The sequence below is a fragment of the Polynucleobacter sp. AP-Feld-500C-C5 genome, assembly GCF_018882265.1.
Lineage (GTDB): Bacteria > Pseudomonadota > Gammaproteobacteria > Burkholderiales > Burkholderiaceae > Polynucleobacter.
The window spans coordinates 234,672-258,199 of record NZ_JACVOW010000021.1 but is presented as its reverse complement, the minus strand read 5'-3'; the positions used below and the strand labels follow the sequence as shown (position 1 = coordinate 258,199).

Sequence of the window (23,528 nt, the reverse complement as noted above, 5' to 3'; positions counted from 1 at the left end):
TGTATTGATGTGTGAGGTCGTGCAGTAATAAACCGTGAAGGCTTCTAGTTCGCTTCAGACTTCTAATCATCTTTGAGTTTTCCAGTAGGGCCAAAACAAATTGACCATCAAGCCCAAGATGACAATACCTGCTGCCAAAATTTTCCATAGGGGCAAAGGCTCACTCAAGAAAAATGCTGCAGAGCCCATACCAAAAATGGGCACCAATAAGGGTGCAGGTGCCACTGCTGCTGCAGGATGTTTGGAGAGTAGCCAGGCCCAAGCGCCATAGCCAAAGAGCGTGTTTCCCCAAGACTGCCACAGAACACCAAGCCAGGCACCTGTTGGCGCTGAAGTGAGTGAGACATACATCGAGTCCCAACCCCCTTCAAAAATCCAGGAGATCAGCAGCAAAGGTGGAATTGCAAAAGCACTAGCCCACACTACATAAGAAAGCATGTTGATAGCACCGGCACGACGACTAGCAGTATTGGCTACACCCCAAGAAAAACCTGCAAATACCACTAAGGCTAAACCCAGAAAGGTGGTAGTAGCATCTGTATGGACCGCAATAATTCCTAAACCGGTCATAGCAATGGCTACTGCAACCGCCTGATAGAGTTTTAACTGTTCTTTAGCAAACAGCATCGCAAAACCAATCGTGAAAAATACCTGTGTCTGGACGACCAAAGAAGCCAGGCCAGGTGAAATATTGCCATCAATCGCAAAATATAAAATCCCGAACTGCCCGACCCCTACCGCAAGACCATAAACACAGAGATTGACCCATGAGACCTTTGGTCTAGGCAAGAAGAACACTGCTGGTAAAAAGGCAAATACAAAACGCAAGGCGGCAAACAAAAAAGGCGGAAAACTCTCTAAAGAAATTTTGATCACTACAAAGTTGGTGCCCCATACGGCCACAATGGCTAATGCCAACAACAAATGGCTGACAGGTAATTGGTAATTAAGAGATGGCTTCAATGAATTACTCACGCGTCAGCAATTCTGCTACATGCTCTGCAATCATCATGGTTGGTGCAGCCGTATTACCCGAAGTAATGGTCGGCATGGCAGAAGCATCAACTACCCTCAAATGATGAATTCCCCTTACTCGTAATTGTGAGTCTAGAACGGCCATCGGATCATCAGGCCGCCCCATCTTACAAGTACCCACTGGATGAAAAATCGTCGTACCAATATCTCCTGCTGCTTTCACCAACTCTTCGTCACTTTGATATTGAATACCCGGCTTATATTCTTCTGGCGTAAAAGGTTTGAGCGCATTGCTTTCCACAATCTTGCGAGTTAAACGCAATGACTCAACTGCCACCTTACGATCTTCTTCAGTAGATAAGTAGTTCGGTTGAATTGCTGGAGGCGCTTCAGGATCAACAGAGGTGATGTGTACGCTACCTCGTGAAGTGGGACGCAAGTTACATACACTGGCAGTGAACGCATTGAAGGAATGCAAGTCTTCACCAAAACGTTCAAGCGACAAAGGTTGCACGTGATATTCCACGTTAGCACTCTTTTGAGCTGAAGAGCTATAAGCAAATGCCCCCAGCTGAGAAGGCGCCATCGACATTGGCCCCGAGCGCTTCAAGAGATACTCCAGTCCAATCATCATCTTGCCAAATAATGAATTTGCTTGGGTGTTGAGAGTTTTGATGCCATCCACTTTATAAATCATCCGCAATTGCAAATGATCTTGCAGATTTTCACCAACCCCCGGTAAGTCTGCAATCACCGGGATACCCAGCTGATTTAAATGCGCTGCAGCGCCAATACCAGAACGTTCTAAAATTTGCACGCTACCAATAGAGCCAGCACTCAAAATCACTTCGCCGCCTGGATTGATCAATGATTCAGTGACCACACCGTTCCAGCGGTACTCAACCCCGTAACATTGTTTAGTCAATGGATCGATCTTGAGTTTGGTTACCATGGCTTCGGTGAGCACCGTCAAATTACTGCGCTTGACAGCATCTTTTAAAAAAGCTTTTGATGTATTGAGCCTCCAACCCTTACGCTGGCTCACATCAAAGTAGCCTACGCCAAAGTTATCGCCACGATTAAAGTCATCTGATGCTGGAATGCCAGCCTCTATTGCCGCATCTTTAAATCGGTCCATGATGGGCCAACGCAAGCGTTGCTTCGATACGGTCCACTCGCCACCTTTGCCGTGCCATTGATTGGCGTCACTGTGGTAATCCTCAAATGCTTTATAGCGCTTGAGTGCATTCTCCCAAGACCAAGCTTCATCACCTGTGGCCTGCACCCAAGACTCATAGTCACCCGCTTGACCGCGCATGTAGATCATGCCGTTAATCGATGAACATCCACCAAGTACACGACCGCGGGGATATAACAAGGATCGGCCATTGAGACCTTTATCGGCAACCGTCTTAAAGCGCCAATCTGTTTTTGGATTATCAATACAGTAAAGATAGCCCACTGGAATATGAATCCAGATATAGCGATCACTCTTACCGGCCTCTATTAATAAAACCTTCTTTTGTGGGTTCTCAGTTAAACGCTTAGCCAACATACAACCGGCACTGCCTGCCCCAATAATGATGTAGTCGTAAGTGTTTGCTTGAGTCATGTATCCGCTGCTTAAAACATAGTTGCTTCTATTATTGACCAATAAAAAAATCAGGGATTTCTTGGCATTTTTGTTGATTTGTTATAGAATCAATTACGATCTATTATTAGATCATGAGAACTTGCTATAAAAGAGCCTTTGCTCAATTTGTCAAAAGGGCTTCAAAGCCTTTGCAGTTAGCGATAGAAGATAAGGTTATTGAAGTTTGTAACAACCCCAGGATAGGTCAGCAAAAACTTGGTGACCTACAGGGAATATTTGTTTATAAGTTTCGCTTTAATAGACAGGAATATTTAATGGCATATCAATTTAACCATTTTGCAGATGGAAATTTCATAACCTGGATTGAGTTCTGTCAAATTGGACCTCATGAAAATTTCTACAATCAACTAAAACGATCAATTCGTCTCAAATGACAACTCAAAGACACTTGAATAAAGAAAGCGAGGTCAATGAATGACTCCAACGATGACTGCTGAGGATCTATTTGCTCAAGTGCAAAAAATGTCAGCAAAAGAACGTATTAAATTTTTCTCTTTAATTGCAATAAATGCCTTTAAGGAGGCCGATTACACTCACGAACAAGTATTTGGACATCTGAGAAATGCTACCTTTTCGGCAGAAGAGGCTGCAGAATTTTTAGAAATTTCGCTTCCCACTTTGCGTAGATATGTCCAGGCTGGTAGATTACAGCCATCAACCGTCATTGGCCGCAGTCAGTTGTTTTCTAGTGATAGTCTGCGACTTTTCAAACAAAAGATCAGCAAAGAATAATTCGGATCAAATACCCGTCTAAAATACTTAGATGCACATTAATGAGAAAAATCGCACTCCCAAGCTTGCTGAGGAAGATGAAGGCCCAAGCAAGTCCGAGTTAAAGCGCCAAATGACTGAACGCCAGAAATTGGCAGAGGTATTAGCTGCTTTGAGTAGCGATGCCCTCAAAACCATCCCCCTGGATGAAGCCATCAAAACAGCGATTGCAGAAACTAACAAGATTAAGAGTTTTGAAGCGATTCGTCGCCATAAGCAGTATCTAGGCAAGCTCATGCGCTTTCTGGATGAAGAAGAACTTGAAGCGATTCAAAAACGTTTAGATGCCATTCAGGGCGTCAGTAAAGCAGAGACTACAAAGCTTCATTTCTTAGAGGGATATCGTGATCGGCTTATCGCCCATGATGAAACTTTTACCAAAATGATTGAGCAATATCCCGATATGGATATTCAGAATATGCGTACCCTCATTCGTAATGCGCGTAGAGAGAAAGAGCAAAATAAGCCGCCTAAGGCTTATCGAGAAATCTTTCGTGTCTTAAAAGAAATGGGGCTTTAGAATTTAATTCTCCGCGCAGGCACCTCTACCCATCGGTAGAGATAATTCGCAGCTTGCCAACTTGCTACTAAAGAGAAGCACATCAGAACTATCGCCATGACTCCATCATGTTGCCGGCTCATGCCCCAACCGATGTAGAGCGTATTAGCCAGCAAGATAAAAGCGAAGTGTATTAAGAAGGCGCAATACGATCTTCTGCTACTCCATAAAATGGCATTCACTAATTTATGCGGACGCAAATGTTTTTGATCTCGCCATTGGTCAATATAGGCCCAATCCCCCCAGAGGATCAAAACTAAAGCTACTAAATAAGCCAGAATATTTCGTAGCCAAAACTCTTGAAAACTGGCAACTATGATTGCAACGCCAATAGCCCCCATCACTACTCTAGCAAAGCGATTGATTAATCGATCAGGATAATTTTTACAAAGTTGAGCCAAGACGCCTAAGCCGTAAGAACCAATGAAGTAGATGAAATAATTTTCGTAGTCAGCATTTCTATTGAAGTACAGCAGCGATAGAACACACAGTACAGCCAAAAACCACACTACTGAACGAAAGGTAGGAAACATTCCCAATATGATTGCCAGAATTGCGTATAACTGCCAATCAATCGCCACATACCAAACGCCAGCAGAAATAGAATCAAGCCCTAAGATGCCCTGCAGAAAAAATAGATGCGCTAAAAACTGACTCAGCGTTTCTGATTCACCCACGAATTCATCTTGTACCCAAAAACGCGCCACCCACGCACAAGCTATGGTGATGATCAGCGCAACAACGTACGGTGCAAACAAGCGCAGATAGCGATTAAAAATAATCCTTAAAACAGTTTGGAGATTTTTTAAGTTACTGGTGCGCGTCAGGGATTGGGCAGCCAAGTATCCGCCCATGACCAAAAAGATCTGTACTGCATAGCGTCCGTATTCAAACAACCAAGTCATTAGTCCTGGCAACACTGTACGTACATCCTCTGCGATCTGTCCGTAGCTCGACAAATGATGAAGGATGATTAAGAGGGCCGCAAAGACCTTGAGAAAATCAATTAATAAAAAATGGTTTTTGGTTTGCAATGAGGTGATCTACTCTGGAAGGCGACACATCAAGTATTCGCTTAAGTAGCTTTAAGTCAAATCTTTTGGTGTACTTGTGAAAATCTTATTTTAGTTGGGATAAGTACTGCGCGATAGCCCTAAGATCATCATCATTCATACCATACAAGGATGCGGCCATGATGGTATCGCGCCCTGTAGCTTGATTATTGCGGAATTGGCGCATGGTATGCAATAAGTAATCTTCACGCTGTCCCGCTAGCCTAGGCATTTGTTCGCGACCCACATAGTCTGGCAAGTGACATGTTCCGCAAAGAGCCTGTTTTGAAACCAGCTGTCCTCTTTCATAGAGCACGTCGTCACGCTGGCCTGGAGCAGGTTTTAGTGTTTGAGCAGAATAAAACTTTGCAAGAGCAATAATTTGAGGGTCACTCAAACCATCTAATTGACCCTTCATCACAGGAATATCCCGAATCCCCTCGCGAATCATGATGAGATTATTTTCTAGAAATACCTTAGGCTGCCCTGCTAGAGAAGGAGTGCCTGCCATGGTGGAATTTCCATCGGCACCGTGACAAGCTCCGCAAACTGCTAGTTTGGCACTCATGTTCTGGGCATAAGAAAGCGGCGCAACTATCGAGAGATAAACCCCCGAGAGAAACGCCGCTATTTTTACCAATCTCATTAAAGCCACTACTTTATAGGCCGATACTTATTTCTTATAAGTAATTCTGTAGATTGCACCCAATTGTTCATCAGTCAAGAGCATAGAACCATCAGGCATCTGCAGGAAGAATGTAGGACGACCCCAGAAAGACTGATCAGCAGAATTCATAAAGCCGGTAATGAAAGGTGTGATCTTGGCATTCTTACCGTTTGCATCTGCCTTGACAGTCACAACGTCATAGCCTGATTTGACGTTACGATTCCAAGAGCCCTTGCGTGCGATAAATGCCACATTTTTATATTCAGCCGGGAACATATTCCCGGTGTAGAAGGTAATGCCCATCGCTGCAGCGTGAGCACCTAATAGTGCGACTGGCTTGGTTACGCCCTCACAAGCATTTGGCTTAATGACTTTATCGTCTGGCATATTGCCTTCATGGCAATAAGGGAAGCCAAAGTTTTCACCTTTACTGGTCAGGATATTCAAAGTGTCGTTCGGCTTGTCGTCTCCCATCCAATCACGCCCATGGTTTGTAAACCAGAGTTGTTTGGTAACGGGGTGCCAATCAAAGCCTTGCGTATTTCTGACACCAGTAGCTAAGACTTCCATACCAGAGCCATCAGGGTTATAGCGACGAATCTGCGCATACTCAGGTGTTGGCAGTTCGCAAATATTGCAAGGCGCACCAAAAGGTACATACAATTTACCATCTGGTCCAAAGGCTAAATACTTCCAGTTGTGGTGTTGCTCTGGTGGCAAATTGAACTTAGAGGTCATATCCACTGGTGCCACAGTAGGATTTTTGCTAATACCGTCGTAGCGCAAGACTTTATCAATTGCCATGACATAGAGTGAGCCATTTTTATACGCAACGCCAGAAGGTTGTACTAACTTATCAACCACAATTCGGCTACTACGCTCTTTACCATTGTTACTCACTTCATAAATGCGACCAATACCACGGGTACCGATATAAATCTTTCCGTTGTCACCCATTGCCATTTCACGTGCACCCGGAATACCGCTTGCATAGACTTCAATCTTAAAACCAGGGGGTAATTTCAAAGTATTGAGGGGAATTTCATTTGCTGGGGTAGCAGTCATCTTGCCAGCCAAAGGAGCCAACTTGGAAGTTGACATATCTGCGCCCATACCTTGTTTCCATGCTGGTGCAGGAGCCGGCTTGGGAGCCTCGGCTACAGGAGTATTGCTAGTTGAGCAACCCTGCAAACCGATGACTGAGCTTGCCAATAAAGCTACGGCTAATGGGATGAGCTTATTCATCGCCGGCTTCTTAAGAACTTGCATTTAAATCTCCCATTTTTTAGTAAGTATTTTGACTTCAGCGCCTATTTAAGCACTCTTTTACCCAAGGAGCTGCACCCATTTCCTAGGGTAATGCCCTATATTGCCAGGGTTTAGAAGGTAATTCGTGCGCCTACGCTAATCGCCTGAGGCATGCCAGCCTGGTAGGAAGAGGCCTGCGACGCAATATTGAAGGTGACATATTGTCGATTCAGTAAGTTCACCACCGAAGCAAAAATGGAGGCTTGGGGAGTGACTTGGTAATTAGCCTTGAGACCCACAATTGCATAAGCCGGGACGGGTAAAGTACCTGTTGCCATCCAGGAGTTGCCAACATAACGCACGGTGGTTGTCAGACTTGCCTGCGGCACAGGGTAATAAGTAATGGCTGCATTTGCCATATTCATCGGCACACCGCCCACCTGTGAATTAATCGCGTCAGTCGTGGCAGTCCACGTTAATACAGTTCGGGTGTAGGAGTAGCCACCATCTACAGCCCAATTCGGATTGAGATCGTGATGGTATTGCAACTCAAGACCGCGACTCAATAGATTTTGTTGATTGGTGTAGTAGCTGACATTGGTATAGCCTGAGCTTGTACTAGTAGCAGAGCATCCTGAAAGACCAGCGGCACTACACAGACTATTTGCATAAGCCCAATTTGCAGTAGTAATTTTGTAGCTGGCGATCGCATTCTGAATGTAATTATTAAAAGCAGTAAGCTGCGCAAAACCATTTTTCCAGCGGTAATCTGTCCCCACTTCATAACCCGTCATTGTCTCGGGCGTTAAATTCGGATTAGCCAGAGAATATCCACTGACAGAGTTTCCATAACTACGCAAAGTATTGTTCATACTCGGCGCATGAAAAGCCTGATAGGCAGCACTTCGCAAGTCCCAATTTTGGGAGACTTTATATAGCAGACCTAGAGTTGGACTCAACTGCGTTTTGCTCTGATTTGGAATGCCTTGATAGGTAGGACTTGAACCATTGGCGCCAGCGTTATATGAAGTAGGTGTTTGACTATTCCATACATCAACCCGCGCACCTAAGGTGGTTTCTAGTGGAATTGCGCTAGCCCGAGATTTAACTTGACCAAGAAGTCCATAAAAGCTTTGCTGTCCCTGCGCGTAGCTTACTGAGCTTACCGCGCCAGTCGTACCAAGATTATTTGTTAAGTTCGATGCAGAAATATTTCTGGTATCAACACCAACAATATATTGATCAATGCCAGCAGCCTTCAAATCATGTGTGTATTGCGCTGATGCGCCAAGAGTGGAGTAAGGATCGGTGTAATTGGCATTGATATAAGCCTTATAAGGTGAAGCAGTCAGATTATTGGCAGTTTGTTTATAAAAATTCGTATTTTGATAATAAACATTAACCTGCACTTTTTTATCTACATCTAGATTTGTAGTGGAACCGCCCGCCACATCAGCTGTCTGAATTAAATTGGGCGCGATAGCGTAGTTGTTGCTTAAATCAGCCATCGTGCTGTAACCCATTCTTAAGAAAGCGTTGGTATTAGCAGAGGGTTTGAAGTAATTTTGTAGACGAACGTTGGAATTCTTAACGGCATCCGTTCCCATGCCATTTTTGATATTACTCGGTGAACCTGGAGAAATCGTAGCGTAGTTCTGAAAGCCTTCGCTAGAAAAGTAATCTGCAGAAAAGCGTATTTGCATTGCATCTGACACGACCAGGTCTTTTGAGGCGGCTACGTTACCTGTCGCAAATGAGCCAATACTGGCAGAAACTTCTTGGGAACTATTTTTGGGTGTTTTGGTGTTGATATTGATCACACCACCCATACCGTAGTTGCCATACAAACTCGATACACCGCCACGCACAAACTCCACCGACTCAATCGAAGACATCGGCACCAAGTTCCACTGTACTGTTCCATAGAAGGCATCATTTGCTGGTAAGCCATCAATCAATACTAGAGTGCGGCCATAGCCTAAGCCGCGCACGTTAATGCTCTGGCCGGTAGGATCTTTTTGGTAGTAAGGCACATCATTTAAGAATACGCCTGGTACATTCTTGAGTATTTGATCAATAGTTTGATCAGGAGAGGATTCCAATACTTCTCTCGTCAGAATCGTCGTATTGAGTGACATTTCATCTAGGGGTGTTCCTGAACGAGTGGCATTAACCACTATGTCGTTGAGCTTTTGATCGTAATTTGGGGGTGGTGCTATTTGCGCCCAAGATTGCCCAGATTGCAAAACCAATAAGAGAGCTAGAACATTCGCGCTAGATTGCAGTTGCTTACACATAACTATTATTAAGGGCGTACTACTGGCATTTTTCTTTTGATTTATTTTTTCTTTGGCTTACTCTTACCCATCAAAGAAGCCAGAATCGGGTTTGCCTCCGCTAACTCCTTTTTGGTTTTAGCATACGCCTCAGCAACCCCAGGCTTGGGAGTCTTGGCAGCATTCTTCATACGCTGAGCAGTAGTCAAAGCTAAGCTCTTGTACAGGTCTGTTTTTTTCATTGCCATGACAGCTACCTTTTATCTCGAATGATTCAGTGCTTATTACTTCGTTAATGATTTGGCAGCAAAGCCCAAGAACAATAATGTCCAGCCTTGCAATAGCAATTCAATAGCGATTAATAGGCCAGGTAACCATAAGCTTGATGATGGGAAGCTATTCATGATGAGTATGCCCATCAAAATAGAAATAGCTGCAGATAAGGCAAGCCAGAACCACTCAGCAAAATGACGATGCTGAAACGCAGAAACTAAACGCAATAAACCAGTAATAAAAAAGATTGCAGCTAACCACAAGGTAATCGCTTCAAGGGCAGGAATCGGAAATGCCCATACGTAAATTGCTGCACCAATATACAAAATAGCAAAAATCAGCTGCACGCCAACACTTTTCCAGCCAGCAGATTTAAATGCATGAGCACCCTGAAGAATACCGCCTGCAAACAAGAAGATACCCAGCACATTGACTGAAACCAGAGAGAAGAGGGTTTGACCGGCAATGCCAATCATGCCGAGAATGAGGAACAAAATGCCTAGACCAATGAGTGCCCCCGGAACTTTTGCTGCCGCGCCCAATACATTGGCACGGAGTACTTTCATTTGTTCTACTGATAAGTCGGTCATGAGGAACCTTTTAGTGATCACTGCAAAATAAGAAATGCATCTTCAAAACTTAAAGATGGTTATCTACCGAATCAATAAACTCTCGCACCACTTGATTAAATCGAGCAGGCTGCTCAATGTTCGATAAATGGGCTGCGTCTTCAATAATAACCATCTGCGATCCATTAATCAGGCGATTAAGCACAATACCTTGATCTACGGTACAAGCAGGATCATGGCGACCGGATAGAACTAGGGTTGGCGCCTTGATCTTGAGCAACATCGTACTTTGGGCCATATCGCGTACCGCACTTCCGCAACCGATATAACCATCCACATTGGTTGCCAAAATCATCTGGCGCACTTTTTCGATATCTTGTGGAGCGCGACCAATAAAGGGTGCAGTAAACCAACGGCTAATGGTGCCATCTACTAAACCGGCAAGACCTTGTGAGCGGGCAGTATGAAAGCGGTCTTCCCACAAACTGCGGGGTGGCATTTCACTGGCGGTATTACAAAGTGAAAGTGAAAGAATGCGCTCAGGATAACGCGCGCCTAGTTGCTGTCCAATCATCCCGCCAATCGACAAGCCCATGAAATGCACCTTCTCAATTTTCAGTGCATCCAACAAACCAGCGGCATCATCTGCTAACTGCGCAATGCTGTATGGGCCAGGCGCAACTCCAGACTTGCCATGCCCTCTTTTGTCGTAACGCAGCACGCGGTAACGGTCAGCAAGAGCAGGCACATTCCAATCCCACATACTGCCGTTGGCCATCAAACTATTGGCCACTAACAGTACTCGGCCATCTTGGGGACCATCAAATCGATAGGCAATATCAACGCCATTGACGTTAACGGTTTTGGTGTCTTGCAATTGGGTCATCTGTCTCCGCCTTTTTGGGTCTACCGGCCTCTATTTATCTATTTTTGAGACCGTGTTAGATTATCCAATGAAATACCCTAGAAGGTATTTAGACGCCACTATAAAAACGACGCTATAAAAGTCATAGGAGACACGATGTTGACATCATTCATTCAGGGCAAGCGCACTCGCATGCTTGGCAAACTCACTCTGATACTGAGCCTTTCCGTATCAGCAGCCATAGCCAATGCCCAAAGCTACCCCAATCGCACTGTCAAGATGATCGTTCCCTTAACCACTGGCTCTGGGGCTGACATTGCTGGACGACTGGTTGCTAAAAGCCTGACGGAAAGTTGGAAGCAACCCGTCATTATTGAAAACCGCCCTGGTGCTGGCGGATTGATCGGGACAGGTGTTGTTGTCAATGCCGATCCAGATGGTTACTCCCTACTCGTTCAATCAGCATCCTATGCAGCCAACCCAGCTATCTATAAAAAATTACCTTATGACCCACTCAAGAGCTTGATTGATGTGGCCATTCTTGGGCAAACCCCTTACGTCATGATCACTGCCGCAGATGGTCCTTATCAAACGATTCGGGATTTAGTGATCGCTGCAAAATCCAAACCGGGTGAGATTACCTTTGCTTCAGCAGGTGTTGGCAGCTCTACTCACTTGGCGGGTGAGTACTTCAATCAAATGATGGGCATCAAACTGATTCACGTTCCCTATAAAGGATCACCTGAAGCGATTTCTGACACCATGTCAGGCCGCACTACTTTTTATATGGCGCCGCTTGATACTGTGATTGGACAACTCAAAGGCGGCAAGGTACGCGCATTAGGAGTCACTAGCAAAACTCGTAATGTGGCAGTTCCTGAAATTACCAGCATTGCAGAACAGGGTTATCCCAATTTTGAAATTGGTCTTTGGTTTGGTGTTTGGGCACCTGCGGGCACTCCAGCTGCAGTAGTTAAAAAGATGAATACCGACATCAATCAATCGATGCAAGATCCTGAAGTCAAAACAGCTTATGAAGCTAAAGGCATTAAAGCAACACCGATGAGCCCAACTGAATTTGGCAAATTTGTTCGCGAAGAAATGGCGAAGTATCAAAAGATTGCCAAAGATGCGAACATTGAACCGCAATAAAGCAACGCAGTAGAAAAGCAATTGACTAATCATCCTTCAGCACCTCTGTGCCAAGCCCCTGACCCGGAAATACGATCGCCGAAGATTGCGTTTCCGGCTGGGGCAGTTGATTGTCATGCTCACGTCTGTGGTCCTGCGGCTCAATTTCCGTATGCGCAAGAGCGCATATACACACCGCCTGATGCTAGCTTAGAGAACTACAATTCTTTACTGCAGATGCTTGGTGTAGACCGCGCAGTTCTAGTCCAACCAAGTGTATATGGCACTGATAACAAAGCGATGCTTGCGGCACTCAAAGCACAACCCAAAAAGTTTCGTGGCGTAGCTGTTATCCCCGCCAATCCAAATGCATTGAGCGATAACGAATTGGAGCAATTGCATACATCCGGTGTGCGCGGCATTCGCTGCAATCTTGTAGATGTGGCTGATAAGTCTGCTGGCTTACTAATACAAAACCTGAAAGCTTTGGCAGAACGTATCAAGCCCTTTGGCTGGCATCTTGAACTCCTCATGCATGTGAATGAATATCCAGACTTAGCTCAGGTCTTTGAAAACTTTCCAGTAGATTTAGTGTTTGGTCACTTTGGATATAGCCACACAAAACATGGAATCCAGGATCCAGGATTTCAGGGCTTATTAGAGTTACTCAAAAACCAACAGGCTTGGGTCAAAATGACAGGCCCTTACCGCATTTGCGATGGTAATCTTCCTTATGCCGATATGCGCCCTTTTAATGATGCAGTGATAGACGCAAATCCCAAGCGACTGATCTGGGGTAGCGATTGGCCCCATGTAATGGTCAAAAAGCAAATGCCGCATGATGCAGACCTTTGCGACCTATTTAGCGATTGGGTTACAGACCCAAGCTTAAGAAAATCGATCCTGGTCGATAACCCCTGTATCCTGTATGACTTTCCGGCAATCAATTTGTAAATAAGCCAGCAAAACAGAGTAAATACAGTAGAAAGAAGTTTTATATGGATACCACTCTTACCGTCATCTTAGGCATTGTTGCGATGTTGTTACCCCTATTGGTAGGTCGCCTAGTTTGGAAGCGCTTTGATCAATGGTTTGGTCGTAATGATGAAGCTTATATGGATAGTCTGGAATATTTCCTCAAGAAAATTGGCTTCACCGTACTTGTTGCCTTCATTCTCTTATGGCTTGGCATTAGCCTGGTCTTTAATGGCAATGGTGCTCCATTAGCCTGAGCAATATGCACGATCAACTGAAAGCCATTCTATCCAAAGCAAAGTTGAACTTTGCGATCTTGGCTAGTATTTTGACTATTGCTGTCTTGGGAAAATTTACCGACCCAGAATTAACCAATTCTATTTTTGTTACTGCAGACCAATTGGTTTCAGAACTCTATTTAGTATTTGTTGCAATCACCTTGGGTACATTTATACCCAATTTCAAACTAGTAGCCTTTGGATCGATTGGTGTTTTTATGGCAGCCGCAATCCTCATCCAACTCAAGGTCTTTAACTACCTCACCACTGAATACCTATTTTCAGTACTGATTGTGACTTTGGGATTTGCGTCAATTGCTAATCTATACAGGCACTATCGGGAACATGGGTTGTAAAACTAATATATCTGAAACCCCAAATTAAAAGCCCCGCTTAGTTCATCACTAGTCGGGGCTTTTTAACTAAATATCTTTTAGTTAGTTGATGGAATTACTTTTCTAGAGCGCCATAAATCACAGCATTTAATTGCTCACGATGTACCTTACGTATTTCGCCTGGCGCTACACCCATCATGACCACCACCATTTGTTCTTTAGGGTCTGCCCAAAAGATGGTCCCATATGCGCCGTTCCAGGTGAAGTCACCAATATTGCCGTTGATTGCAGACAAGCCTCTATCAGTGCGAACTGCTACACCCAAACCGAAGCCATAACCTACGCGACCTGGCTCAGTACCGCCGACATTATTTTTGATATCTTTATTTAAGTGATTTGATATCATAAATGCCACTGTCTGCGGACCTAATACTTTCTTACCTTCAAGACTGCCACCATTAAGCAGCATTTGACCAAAGCGAATGTAGTCGCCAGCAGTAGAATAGGCACAAGAGCCACCGCAATCAAACTTCACTTTCTGCGTATGAATATCAACCTTTTGTGGCTTACCAGTAAGCGGGTCAATCGGCAAGGGTTGAGCTAAGCGAGCACGATCTTTTTCAGCCAAGTCAAAAGTAGTATTTGGCATTCCGACTTTATTCCAAATGCGCTCCTGCATGACTGCGCCCAAAGGTTTACCGGCAATCTTTTCCTCAATGATGCCGAGCACGTCCAAGCCAAAACCATAATCCCATGCAGCGCCTGGCTCATAGAGCAATGGTGCACTGGCTAACTTATCAATAAATTCTTGCGCGTTATATTGAACGGCTGCGGGCGCTGAACCTGCTGGATAAAACTTATGGACCGGTGTTGCGCCACGACCGCCATAAGTGAGACCATTGGTATGGCGCATGAGATCTTGAACGGTAATGGGATTTTTTGCTGGTACGGTAGTGAGATTGCCATCAGCATCAATCTTGCCTACTTTCATGTCTTTAAATTGCGGAAGCCAATTAGAAATCGGCGCATTGAGCGGCAACTTCCCTTCTTCATAAAAAGTGAGTCCGCCTACAGCAGCCATCACTTTAGTCATCGATGCCAAATTAAAGATGGCATCCGTTGTCATAGGTTTGTTGTTGGCTTTATCCAAATATCCATAAGGTTTAAAAATGACTAACTTGCCATTCTTGGCAACCGCCAATACGGCACCGGGCATATTGTTAGCAGCAATTTGATCAGCAAAGAACGCATCAATTCGTTTGAGACCTTCCTGGGTAAATCCTTGGCCAGGAGTGCTACTAAGAGGCAAAGGTGCTTTTGAGGTATCTGCGGCAAAACCTGCGCCAGTCGTCATTAAGCCGAAGCTGAAGGCGGCGGCCAAGCCAATTTCTTGGAATTTTTTCATGCTATCTCCGTTTTTGATGTTTTGGGGCGTAGCTTACGCCCTCTTTTTTAAGATTTAGGCCTATTGAAGCAGACTTTTAGGGATCGGGGTCTATTTCCAGCTTATATATCTCTAAGTTATATAAGATCAATTTTTAAGTATTTGGCTGAATATAGAATAACCCTGACAATCGTGGGCTATGTATAAATATGACCACATTGACCAAACCCTTGTAGATCAACGGGTTGCACAATTTAGAGACCAGGTGGCTAGGCGTCTTGATGGCAGTCTTGCGGAAGAAGAATTTCGCTCCCTAAGACTGCAAAATGGTCTCTATCACCAGCGTCATGCCTACATGCTGCGGGTTGCCATTCCTTATGGTCTATTTAATTCCAAACAATTGCGCACCTTGGCGCTCATTGCGCAAAAGTACGACCGCGGTTACGGTCACTTCACGACCCGTCAAAATATTCAGTTCAACTGGGTCACACTAGAAGATACTCCCGATATTTTGGCTGAGCTTGCTAAAGTAGAGATGCACGCCATTCAAACTTCTGGCAACTGTATTCGTAATATTACGAGCGATGCATTTGCTGGTGTCGCTGGTGATGAATATGTTGATCCACGACCTGTATGTGAATTACTCCGTCAGTGGTCAACCCTGCATCCTGAGTTTGCGCACTTGCCACGTAAATTTAAGTTTGCCATTAATGGCGCAAAAGAAGATCGCACCATTTTGCTTTGCCATGATGTTGGTATTGAACTCAAGAAAAGTCCGGGCATCAATCATGGTGAACTGACTGCAGATATCTATGCAGGTGGCGGTATGGGTCGCACACCAATTTTAGGCTCACTGATCAAAACAGATTTGCCATGGCAGATACTACCTAGCTACCTCACAGCCTTACTACGTGTGTATAACCGCTTTGGGCGTAGAGACAACCTCTATAAGGCTCGCATCAAGATCCTAGTAAAAGCTTTGGGTCCAGAAGAGTTTGCTCGTCAAGTTGAAGGCGAATGGGCACACATTAAAAATGGTGATGACAACTTCACCAAAGAAGAATGGGATCGGGTTGCCAAACACTTTACTAAGACTGCTTATAAAGCTTTGCCAAAACTCTCTGATGAGCAAGTGATCAATACCGCTAGTGAAGCAAATAGAGCAGCATTTGCAAGATGGTTAGAGCGTAACGTTAAGCCACATCAAATTCCTGGTTATGCCAGCGTGATTTTGTCACTCAAACCACATGGCTCCGTAGCGCCTGGTGATGCCACTACTGCGCAGATGTTGGCAATTGCCGATTTATCGGATCAGTATAGTTTTGGTGAATTGCGAGCAACCCATGAACAAAACTTAGTATTGGCTGATGTTGAGCAATCCAAGCTATACGAACTTTGGCAAGAAGCAAAAAAGCAAAAAGTAGCATTACCAAATATTGGCTTACTTACCGATATCATCGCCTGCCCAGGCGGTGACTTCTGCTCTTTAGCCAATGCCAAATCACTGCCGATTGCTAAAGCGATTCAGGAGCGCTTTGATGATTTAGACTACTTATTTGACCTTGGAGATATCAGCCTAAATATCTCTGGCTGCATTAACTCTTGCGGCCATCATCACGTTGGCAATATTGGTGTTTTGGGTGTCGATAAAGATGGTGAAGAGTGGTACCAAATTACCTTAGGTGGTGAGCAAGGTAATGATGCCGCTATTGGCAAGGTTATTGGTCCTTCTTTCTATGCCGATGAGATTCCGGATGTTATTACTAATGTCATTAATACTTACGTCAATAACCGCAGTGAAGGTGAGTCCTTTATCGATGCCTATCGCAGAATCGGCGTGACACCTTTCAAAGAGGCTGCATATAAAAATAAAGACGAAAGCACCAAGAAAAAAGAAAAAGCGCAATCTGCAGGAGCTACATCATGAGCGCCAATCCACAAACCATTGCTGCACATGAGCAAATTTTGCATTTCCCAAAAGGTGGCAATCCTAAGCTAGCGCCTAACGAATGGCTCATCTGGAGTGGCAATCTCAACAAAAACGAAGATGAGGGCGCGAATTCAAGACTCCCAGATTTAGAGCACGGCAAAAAGAATATCTTGGTGCCATTTACTTGGTGGCGTAGTCAGATCAATTCGTATCACCATAAAGCAGATGTGCAAGCAAAAGCAAAAGCTGGTCACATTGGCGTATGGTTTACTGCCGATGAAGACATTCTGAAGCATGCTGACCTAATTGAGCAAGGTAAAAGCCTATGGCCAGTAGTTGCGGCCTACTTTCCCATCTTTAGGGATGGTAGAAGCTTTAGTACTGCAGCACTTCTGCGCGATCGCTTCCAGTGGACTGGCGAGATTCGTGCGATTGGTGATGTGCTCATTGATCAGCTCCTACAAGGTGCTCGTGTTGGTTTTGATAGCTTTGCACTACGTCCTGATCAAAAGACGGACATCGCTCTAAAGCAATTTGATTTATTTACCGTCACTACGCAAAACAGTTGGCGTGGCAAACGCTCTTTACTGGAAGCTTGAGTCGAGCATGAAAAGCAATCTTCCATCCCTCGGTAAAGTATATTTAGTGGGCGCCGGCCCTGGCGCTGCCGATCTCATTACCGTGCGCGGTGCAAAACTGCTTGAAAAAGCAGAAATCGTATTTCATGATGCTTTGGTAGAGCCTGAAATGCTATCCCTTTGCCCGCAGGCAGAACTTGTTCCAGTAGGTAAACGTTGTGGAAAGCTCTCTTCTGCACAGCAATTTATTAATAAGCGTTTAGTCGATGCTGCCCAGAAATGCCAAACGGTGATTCGCCTTAAAGGTGGTGACCCGATGCTCTTTGGTCGTGCCGATGAAGAAATCCAAGCACTTAAAGATGCGGGCATTGAAGTACAAGTAGTACCGGGCATTACTGCAGCGCTTGCAGGCGCAGCAAGCATCCAACAATCACTGACTTTACGCGGAATCAGTAGAAGCGTTGCTTTTGTAACATTAGCGCAAGGCGCAAAGAACCTGACTGCTGGGCAACCTATTTCCAATCCAAGCGCTGACACTCTTGTCTATTACATGGGGCGCAAAGATGCCGCTCAGATTGCACAACAATTAATTACTCACACAAATAATGGTGGTACTCACAAGCAAGATACGCCTGTGCAAATTTTAGAAGCCGTGAGTACACCTCGTGAACGTCTTTGGTCTAGCACTCTTGCAGAGTTAGCCAATGGCAAAGCAGATGCTTGGTTTGATAGTAGCTCACCAGCCTTAATTATGGTGGGCGAAGCTTTGAGAACTAAAGATACACAATCTGAATCCGAAGACTCAAAGTGCTCTAACGCCAAAATCGATGATGGCCTGCAAGACAGCCAAGTCTTCGCCAACAGCAGGCGTCGTGCTTAAAGTGATTTGGGGGAATTTTTCCCGACAGGAATCCAGCAATACCGGAAAGTCATTGCGCAGGTGACCGCCCTGACCGAAAAACACGGGCACCACAGTAATCTGAGTTGCCCCCTGGGCGCTTAATGCGGCCACTGCCTCATCTAGAGAGGGTTGCATCATCTCTAAGAAGGCCAGCTCAACCGGAGTTCCTGCATGCTGCGCACTCCATAAAGTAGCAAGTCGGTCAAAGGGCTCACGCCAACGGGGATCTCTTGCGCCATGGCCAAAAAGAATGATTGCCTTCATAAATACCTATAAACTCCAATACAAACTCACATCATCAATTAATTCGCTTATATAAGCTTAACCCCAAATTCATTAAAGCGTACCCACAGGGACCATTCATGGAACTTCTTCACACCCTAGCCAGTCAAACTTGGTTCATCGCAGTTATGGGCATCATGCTCATTGGCGGGGTACTTTCAGCAGTCCACCATGCAGAGGTGATCGCTCATAAAACTGGTGAACCTTATGGTGCGCTGATTCTAGCGATCAGCGTCACCATTATTGAGGTTTCTCTGATTATCTCGATGATGCTCTCAGGTCATGATGGCTCACAATTTATTGCCCGTGATGCCGTGTTTGCTACCGTGATGATCGTGATCAATGGTGTGATTGGTTTATGTATTTTTATGGGCGGTCTTCATCATCATGAAATGTCTTTTCGTAATGAGGGCACGAATTCTGCGCTAGCAGTGTTAACTGCTCTTGCGACCTTTATTTTGGTCATGCCGATTGTGACGACAAGCACACCAGGTCCAGACTTTACCAAGAGCCAACTCGCTTTTGCTGGTATTGCCTCATTTGCCCTCTACGCTGCATTTCTTTTCTTCCAAACCGTAAGTCATCGTGACTACTACCTACCCAAAACAGAAGAAAAGAAAACTGATATCAACTTTCATGCGCCTAAGCCTAGCAATCTCAAGACTGGCATTAGCGTAGTCCTGCTAATCGCCTCACTCATTGTTGTTGTAGGACTTGCAGAATTACTGAGCCCAGCCATTGAAGCGGGGGTCAATGCAGCTGGGGCGCCTAAGACTATCGTAGGCATTGCAATTGCGATGTTGGTACTTTTACCGGAGGCTTTTGCAGCCGTGAGGGCAGCTAGAGCTAATCGCTTGCAAAGCAGCCTGAACTTGGCACTTGGTTCAGCGCTAGCCAGTATTGGGTTATCCATCCCAACGATTACAGCAATCGCAATCTACTTTAACTTACCGCTAAGTCTTGGAATTAGTAATCTGAATATGACGCTAATGTACTTAACCTTCTTTATTGGAGCCCTGACACTGGCGATAGGCAGAACTACCCTACTACAGGGTGTGGTACACCTCATCATCTTCTTTGAGTATTTATTCTTAAGCTTAGTTCCTTAGACTTAGTTCCTTAGGCTTAGTCCCTGTCCCTGCTACCCCAGATCGCAGGGCAGCCAAAACCCCTAGCGATACTCTTGATCACTAGGGCAATCTTACGAAGATCAATATTTAAATTGTAAAAGAGCAAATTTAACTTCTTTCTGCATACATTGAAGTTAAATTATGTATCGATTTGTCCCACCAAAAACTCGTAAACCTATATGGCAACACCATATTTTGAGTTTTTGTTTTTTCATTTTTAAGTCCATTGAAAATTAGCCAACTTGCACTTTGGAGGATCGCTAGATGCGGGCTTCCTACTTTGCGCTTGCATCCACGCCAGCCAATTTTGTCAATGCAGGTGAAAAGACTACCCGGCTTTTCTTTAGACGCTCATAGGCAGCCAACTGCTTTCGAAAATCAGCTCTGGCTTTAATGCCCAAGCTTTTAAGATGCTCTAATCTGGAGCTCTCAGATTCCTGAATAAAGTACCAAGATTCGACCCACGGCAAGGCCGCCTGGCGAATCGATTTCCATTGTGAGATGAAATATGCCTTGTGGTAGACCTTCTTAAGTAGCTTCCAAAGTGGCTCTGTATTACTTTGCCAAACCGCTGCCAATGTTTTGGAGATGTCATTACACACTCCTGGATGCCCAAGGTCTCTAGCCATCACATCGGCGCAATAAAATAATTGGGGATACTTACTATAAACTGCCGCTAAATTCGGAATGGAGGCAAAGTTTTTCTGACAATCAATATATTCATTACACACTTTTTGTGAATACGCAGCAGTACTGGCTTTAATGGTATGGGTCATGTCCGTTAGCCAGTCTGGCAAATTGGTATGAAACTCTTCGGGAACATTTGCCACCTGCGCAACCATTTGCGGCGTGAGTCGATCATAAATTTTTTGACGCTGCGCATAAATTTGATCATCATGACGTCGTACGCGCCAAGCATCATCGGCAATATCGTTTGCCAAATGCCTCTCCAAATCATTTTCGGGATTTAAGCTTGCAACAGTGCGTGAGGCTGGCGATAACGTAATTGGTTTATATGGAAATTGAGCAAAGTTAAAAGAGCGAAAATAACAATACAGCAAACAATTATGTCTAATTAATTTCTGGTAAATAACCGGGAACTAATCTTTTCAAAACTTCGTGAATTAATCCATGATCATCTTTTTGCATAGCAAAATCTAATTTCTCCAGCTCTTTCTCTAAGTCATCCCAAGATATGAATTCTTCATGTGCTTTCATAATTTTTGGGTGTGTAGTCGGCTGCGGATTATCTCCAATCAGAAGCTCTTCATAAAGTTTTTCACCTGGTCGCATACCCGTAATTTTAATTTCAATATCCCCCCGAGGATTAGCTTCATCTTTTACCATCAAACCAGATAAAAAGATCATCCGGACAGCCAAATCATAAATTCGCACAGGCTCACCCATATTCAGAACAAAAACGTCTCCTCCTGTGGCCATTGCGCTAGCTTGGATGACTAACTGTGACGCCTCCGGAATAGTCATAAAGTAACGAGTAACCTCTGGATGGGTAAGTGTAATGGGGCCACCTGCCTGAATTTGCTCAGAGAATAGGGGGGCTACCGAACCTGATGAACCCAATACATTTCCAAAGCGAACCATAGAAAAATTGGTTTGATGACCCTCATTACTAGATGACTGGGCAAAGCTCTGTAGAACTAATTCAGCAATACGTTTACTAGCCCCCATAACATTGGTAGGTCGTACTGCCTTATCAGTACTCACCAAAGTGAAGTGTGAAACACCAGCCTCAATACTTGCCCTTGCACAAACTAGGGTACCTAAAACATTATTTCTGATCCCTTCAACAATATTTCGCTCAACTAGAGGGACATGTTTATATGCCGCAGCATGAAAAACGGAATCAGGTTTATGGGTAGAAATAATTTTTGACATTAATCCAGCGTCACGCACTGAACCAAGATAAGGCACTATAGTGCAAGTATCAGGCGAAGGAGTGGTCAAGCAGTTTTCACCTAAGAAAATATTAGTGTCTTGATTTTTCAATACATCAACTAGTTTTTTTAACTCCTCATAAATTAAATACAGAGAATATTCACTAATATCAATCAATATTAAAGATTGTGGCGAAAACTTCATGATTTGTCTACAAAGTTCACTACCAATAGATCCTCCAGCACCAGTCACTAATATGCATTGATTTCGAATATTTTTCTCTAATAATTCAATATTTGGAGGAACAATCTTTCGCCCTAATAAATCATTCATGTCCAAATCAAATAAGTCATTGACCTTGACTTTTCCTACGGCAATGTCATATGGACTGGGCACTGTGCGAACGCGGATACCGCATTTACTTAAAGCAGCAATAATCTCATTTCTACGATCTTGACTTATTGATGGAATGGCAAGGAGTACATCAGTAATTTTCAGCCTATCTATTAATCCTTGTAAATCATTACTAGAAAATACCGTTAACCCATTGATAGTATTTCCTTGCAAATTAGGATCATCATCAATAAAGCCTCTAATAGCCATACCCATGTTAATAGATAGAGCAGCGACAAGCTCGCGACCTACTAATCCTGCGCCATAAATAATGGCGTTATGGCGCACCCCATCAATGATTGAAGAATGGCGAACTCTTGGTCCAAGCCAATTTTTAACAAAATATCGGCTGCAACCCACTCCAATAAAGAGTAGTATCGGCTGAATTACACCAATAGACCGAGGAACTTCGTTTATACCAATTAGCGAAAATATCCCGAAAAATAAAACTGTGTAGCCAATAAAAACTTTTGCAATTGATGAAATTGCTACAGAGCCAACATAGCGGAAGATAGCACGATATAGTCCAAATGAAATAAAAAGAGGTAAGGCCAGTAAGATAGATATAAAAAACGGTATCCATTGATTGCCATAGGGGGGTCCCCAGTCATCCAATCGCAATCCATACGCAATCCAAACCGTTAAAGCGCAAAGGGCTGAGTCAAAAATAATAGCAATCCCACGTTTAGCAAATCGCGGAAGAGCTAAGATGGAATTTTTAATAGCGCCAGTTATCACAATAATAATTATAATTTACATAAAGAAAAGAAGCATTTATATTGTCAACAATAATCCAAGAAAATAACCTGAATGTAACAATAAAACATAAAAAACAGCAATGAAACCTAGTGGATTATGCCCGTCTGCTTTGTCACTCTAAAGAAAGTTAAGGTGAGAATTTTTAAATCAAACCAAAAAGACTGCATTTTTAAATATTCTAATTCGTAGCGAACCTTCTCCTCAATACTAAGATTATCACGACCGTTTACCTGAGCCCAGCCAGTTAACCCTGGAACTAATTTATCAATTCCAAAATCAGTCCGGAGAGCAATCAAATCCTCTTGACTAAATAATGCCGGTCGCGGCCCTACAAAACTCATATGGCCAACCAGAATACTCCATAACTGCGGTAATTCATCAACACTACACTTACGCAGAAATGATCCTAAAGGCGTTAAATACTCTTGCGGAGATCCAAGCAAGTGCGTAGCCATTTGGGGTGTATTGACCTTCATTGTGCGAAATTTAGGCATTTTAAATATACAGTTTTTGTAGCCCACTCGGTCAGACCAATGCAATACTGGGCCCCTTGAACTTATCTTAACAAGCAAGGCAATAATTAGCATGGGAATAGATAGCGCAGATAATGCTAGAAAGCCGATAAAAATATCAAAAGATCTTTTCAT

25 protein-coding genes are annotated in these 23,528 nt (G+C 44.0%); 11 read left to right on the top strand and 14 right to left on the bottom strand.

Annotated features, from left to right (window positions below):
* Positions 1-66: 66 nt before the first annotated feature.
* On the bottom strand, positions 67-975 hold the full coding sequence (locus ICN21_RS06335) for an EamA family transporter (protein ID WP_370624060.1): 909 nt from the start codon (positions 973-975) through the stop codon (positions 67-69).
* Complete coding sequence (locus tag ICN21_RS06330; protein ID WP_216177629.1) at positions 968-2,587, bottom strand: GMC family oxidoreductase; 1,620 nt, start codon at positions 2,585-2,587, stop codon at positions 968-970. The genes ICN21_RS06335 and ICN21_RS06330 overlap by 8 nt, the downstream gene beginning before the upstream one ends.
* Positions 2,588-2,700: 113 nt before the next feature.
* On the opposite strand from ICN21_RS06330, the gene ICN21_RS06325 reads away from it, so the two are divergent.
* Genes ICN21_RS06325 through yjgA form a run of 3 tightly spaced genes read left to right on the top strand, consistent with a single transcriptional unit; the run spans position 2,701 to position 3,920 of the window.
* Entirely contained in the window at positions 2,701-3,003 is a 303-nt protein-coding gene (locus tag ICN21_RS06325; RefSeq protein ID WP_216177628.1) for a type II toxin-antitoxin system RelE/ParE family toxin, read from the top strand.
* 40 nt (positions 3,004-3,043) lie between these two features.
* Positions 3,044-3,361: a helix-turn-helix domain-containing protein gene (locus tag ICN21_RS06320; protein ID WP_216177627.1), complete on the top strand. Its 318-nt coding sequence runs from the start codon at positions 3,044-3,046 to the stop codon at positions 3,359-3,361.
* 31 nt (positions 3,362-3,392) lie between these two features.
* Positions 3,393-3,920 carry a ribosome biogenesis factor YjgA gene (gene yjgA / locus ICN21_RS06315; RefSeq protein WP_216177626.1) on the top strand — a complete coding sequence of 176 codons (528 nt, stop codon included), beginning with the start codon at positions 3,393-3,395 and terminating at the stop codon, positions 3,918-3,920.
* Here yjgA and ICN21_RS06310 read toward each other — a convergent pair.
* From ICN21_RS06310 to pcaD, 7 genes are all read right to left on the bottom strand, one after another.
* Entirely contained in the window at positions 3,917-4,993 is a 1,077-nt protein-coding gene (locus tag ICN21_RS06310) for an acyltransferase (RefSeq protein ID WP_216177625.1), read from the bottom strand. The two genes, yjgA and ICN21_RS06310, sit on opposite strands and share 4 nt — an antisense overlap.
* An 85-nt stretch (positions 4,994-5,078) precedes the next feature.
* Positions 5,079-5,657 (bottom strand): cytochrome c, encoded by a 579-nt coding sequence (locus ICN21_RS06305; protein WP_216177624.1) that lies wholly within the window; start codon positions 5,655-5,657, stop codon positions 5,079-5,081.
* 27 nt (positions 5,658-5,684) lie between these two features.
* A complete protein-coding gene (locus tag ICN21_RS06300) occupies positions 5,685-6,947 on the bottom strand; it encodes a sorbosone dehydrogenase family protein (RefSeq protein WP_255534230.1) in 1,263 nt (420 codons plus the stop codon).
* 110 nt (positions 6,948-7,057) lie between these two features.
* Entirely contained in the window at positions 7,058-9,223 is a 2,166-nt protein-coding gene (locus ICN21_RS06295; RefSeq protein ID WP_216177623.1) for a TonB-dependent receptor, read from the bottom strand.
* A gap of 41 nt (positions 9,224-9,264) precedes the next feature.
* Positions 9,265-9,450: a hypothetical protein gene (locus ICN21_RS06290; protein ID WP_216177621.1), complete on the bottom strand. Its 186-nt coding sequence runs from the start codon at positions 9,448-9,450 to the stop codon at positions 9,265-9,267.
* A 36-nt stretch (positions 9,451-9,486) separates the two neighbouring features.
* A complete protein-coding gene (locus ICN21_RS06285; RefSeq protein ID WP_216177620.1) occupies positions 9,487-10,065 on the bottom strand; it encodes an HdeD family acid-resistance protein in 579 nt (192 codons plus the stop codon).
* A 49-nt stretch (positions 10,066-10,114) separates the two neighbouring features.
* The gene (pcaD, locus tag ICN21_RS06280) at positions 10,115-10,930 is read right to left on the bottom strand and encodes a 3-oxoadipate enol-lactonase (RefSeq protein ID WP_216177619.1); all 816 of its coding nucleotides are present in this window, start codon (positions 10,928-10,930) and stop codon (positions 10,115-10,117) included.
* 135 nt (positions 10,931-11,065) lie between these two features.
* Between pcaD and ICN21_RS06275 the strand changes: the two genes are divergently transcribed.
* From ICN21_RS06275 to ICN21_RS06260, 4 genes are read left to right on the top strand one after another with little or no spacing between them, the layout of a single operon-like run.
* Entirely contained in the window at positions 11,066-12,061 is a 996-nt protein-coding gene (locus ICN21_RS06275) for a tripartite tricarboxylate transporter substrate binding protein (RefSeq protein WP_216177618.1), read from the top strand.
* A 21-nt stretch (positions 12,062-12,082) separates the two neighbouring features.
* On the top strand, positions 12,083-12,994 hold the full coding sequence (locus ICN21_RS06270) for an amidohydrolase (protein WP_216177617.1): 912 nt from the start codon (positions 12,083-12,085) through the stop codon (positions 12,992-12,994).
* Between the two features lie 44 nt (positions 12,995-13,038).
* Entirely contained in the window at positions 13,039-13,272 is a 234-nt protein-coding gene (locus ICN21_RS06265) for a hypothetical protein (RefSeq protein ID WP_216177616.1), read from the top strand.
* Between the two features lie 5 nt (positions 13,273-13,277).
* Positions 13,278-13,649 carry a hypothetical protein gene (locus tag ICN21_RS06260; protein ID WP_216177615.1) on the top strand — a complete coding sequence of 124 codons (372 nt, stop codon included), beginning with the start codon at positions 13,278-13,280 and terminating at the stop codon, positions 13,647-13,649.
* Between the two features lie 94 nt (positions 13,650-13,743).
* On the opposite strand, the gene ICN21_RS06255 is transcribed toward ICN21_RS06260, so the two are convergent.
* Complete coding sequence (locus ICN21_RS06255; RefSeq protein ID WP_216177614.1) at positions 13,744-15,033, bottom strand: serine hydrolase; 1,290 nt, start codon at positions 15,031-15,033, stop codon at positions 13,744-13,746.
* 178 nt (positions 15,034-15,211) lie between these two features.
* Between ICN21_RS06255 and ICN21_RS06250 the strand changes: the two genes are divergently transcribed.
* Genes ICN21_RS06250 through cobA form a run of 3 tightly spaced genes read left to right on the top strand, consistent with a single transcriptional unit; the run spans position 15,212 to position 18,400 of the window.
* The gene (locus tag ICN21_RS06250; RefSeq protein WP_216177612.1) at positions 15,212-16,939 is read left to right on the top strand and encodes a nitrite/sulfite reductase; all 1,728 of its coding nucleotides are present in this window, start codon (positions 15,212-15,214) and stop codon (positions 16,937-16,939) included.
* Positions 16,936-17,541: a DUF934 domain-containing protein gene (locus ICN21_RS06245; protein WP_216177610.1), complete on the top strand. Its 606-nt coding sequence runs from the start codon at positions 16,936-16,938 to the stop codon at positions 17,539-17,541. Before ICN21_RS06250 ends, ICN21_RS06245 begins: the two co-directional genes overlap by 4 nt.
* 7 nt (positions 17,542-17,548) lie before the next feature.
* Positions 17,549-18,400 carry a uroporphyrinogen-III C-methyltransferase gene (gene cobA, locus ICN21_RS06240; RefSeq protein WP_216177608.1) on the top strand — a complete coding sequence of 284 codons (852 nt, stop codon included), beginning with the start codon at positions 17,549-17,551 and terminating at the stop codon, positions 18,398-18,400.
* Here the strand turns inward: cobA and ICN21_RS06235 are convergent.
* Positions 18,323-18,685, bottom strand: coding sequence for a sirohydrochlorin chelatase (locus tag ICN21_RS06235; protein ID WP_215367098.1), 363 nt, complete (start codon positions 18,683-18,685; stop codon positions 18,323-18,325). The two genes, cobA and ICN21_RS06235, sit on opposite strands and share 78 nt — an antisense overlap.
* Positions 18,686-18,783: 98 nt before the next feature.
* On the opposite strand from ICN21_RS06235, the gene ICN21_RS06230 reads away from it, so the two are divergent.
* Complete coding sequence (locus ICN21_RS06230; RefSeq protein ID WP_216177606.1) at positions 18,784-19,812, top strand: calcium:proton antiporter; 1,029 nt, start codon at positions 18,784-18,786, stop codon at positions 19,810-19,812.
* 296 nt (positions 19,813-20,108) lie between these two features.
* On the opposite strand, the gene ICN21_RS06225 is transcribed toward ICN21_RS06230, so the two are convergent.
* The 3 genes from ICN21_RS06225 to ICN21_RS06215 all read right to left on the bottom strand — a co-directional run bounded on the left by ICN21_RS06225 (position 20,109) and on the right by ICN21_RS06215 (position 23,528).
* A complete protein-coding gene (locus tag ICN21_RS06225; protein ID WP_216177605.1) occupies positions 20,109-20,774 on the bottom strand; it encodes a hypothetical protein in 666 nt (221 codons plus the stop codon).
* Positions 20,775-20,904: 130 nt separating this feature from the next.
* Positions 20,905-22,860, bottom strand: a complete 1,956-nt coding sequence (locus tag ICN21_RS11155; protein WP_370624059.1) for a polysaccharide biosynthesis protein — start codon at positions 22,858-22,860, stop codon at positions 20,905-20,907.
* Positions 22,861-22,967: 107 nt separating this feature from the next.
* A complete protein-coding gene (locus ICN21_RS06215) occupies positions 22,968-23,528 on the bottom strand; it encodes a sugar transferase (protein ID WP_216177603.1) in 561 nt (186 codons plus the stop codon).

Bases quoted from the DNA above. Each gene is read 5' to 3' on its own strand.
- ICN21_RS06235 (WP_215367098.1), bottom strand. From the start codon at position 18,685: ATGAAGGCAATCATTCTTTTTGGCCATGGCGCAAGAGATCCCCGTTGG.
- ICN21_RS06295 (WP_216177623.1), bottom strand. From the start codon at position 9,223: ATGTGTAAGCAACTGCAATCTAGCGCGAATGTTCTAGCTCTCTTATTG.
- ICN21_RS06215 (WP_216177603.1), bottom strand. From the start codon at position 23,528: ATGAAAAGATCTTTTGATATTTTTATCGGCTTTCTAGCATTATCTGCG.
- cobA (WP_216177608.1), top strand. From the start codon at position 17,549: ATGAAAAGCAATCTTCCATCCCTCGGTAAAGTATATTTAGTGGGCGCC.
- ICN21_RS06260 (WP_216177615.1), top strand. From the start codon at position 13,278: ATGCACGATCAACTGAAAGCCATTCTATCCAAAGCAAAGTTGAACTTT.
- ICN21_RS06325 (WP_216177628.1), top strand. From the start codon at position 2,701: ATGAGAACTTGCTATAAAAGAGCCTTTGCTCAATTTGTCAAAAGGGCT.
- ICN21_RS06265 (WP_216177616.1), top strand. From the start codon at position 13,039: ATGGATACCACTCTTACCGTCATCTTAGGCATTGTTGCGATGTTGTTA.
- ICN21_RS06230 (WP_216177606.1), top strand. From the start codon at position 18,784: ATGGAACTTCTTCACACCCTAGCCAGTCAAACTTGGTTCATCGCAGTT.
- ICN21_RS06300 (WP_255534230.1), bottom strand. From the start codon at position 6,947: ATGCAAGTTCTTAAGAAGCCGGCGATGAATAAGCTCATCCCATTAGCC.
- ICN21_RS06290 (WP_216177621.1), bottom strand. From the start codon at position 9,450: ATGGCAATGAAAAAAACAGACCTGTACAAGAGCTTAGCTTTGACTACT.
- ICN21_RS06255 (WP_216177614.1), bottom strand. From the start codon at position 15,033: ATGAAAAAATTCCAAGAAATTGGCTTGGCCGCCGCCTTCAGCTTCGGC.
- ICN21_RS06250 (WP_216177612.1), top strand. From the start codon at position 15,212: ATGTATAAATATGACCACATTGACCAAACCCTTGTAGATCAACGGGTT.
- ICN21_RS06330 (WP_216177629.1), bottom strand. From the start codon at position 2,587: ATGACTCAAGCAAACACTTACGACTACATCATTATTGGGGCAGGCAGT.
- yjgA (WP_216177626.1), top strand. From the start codon at position 3,393: ATGCACATTAATGAGAAAAATCGCACTCCCAAGCTTGCTGAGGAAGAT.
- ICN21_RS06285 (WP_216177620.1), bottom strand. From the start codon at position 10,065: ATGACCGACTTATCAGTAGAACAAATGAAAGTACTCCGTGCCAATGTA.
- ICN21_RS06275 (WP_216177618.1), top strand. From the start codon at position 11,066: ATGTTGACATCATTCATTCAGGGCAAGCGCACTCGCATGCTTGGCAAA.
- pcaD (WP_216177619.1), bottom strand. From the start codon at position 10,930: ATGACCCAATTGCAAGACACCAAAACCGTTAACGTCAATGGCGTTGAT.
- ICN21_RS06305 (WP_216177624.1), bottom strand. From the start codon at position 5,657: ATGAGATTGGTAAAAATAGCGGCGTTTCTCTCGGGGGTTTATCTCTCG.
- ICN21_RS06245 (WP_216177610.1), top strand. From the start codon at position 16,936: ATGAGCGCCAATCCACAAACCATTGCTGCACATGAGCAAATTTTGCAT.
- ICN21_RS06320 (WP_216177627.1), top strand. From the start codon at position 3,044: ATGACTCCAACGATGACTGCTGAGGATCTATTTGCTCAAGTGCAAAAA.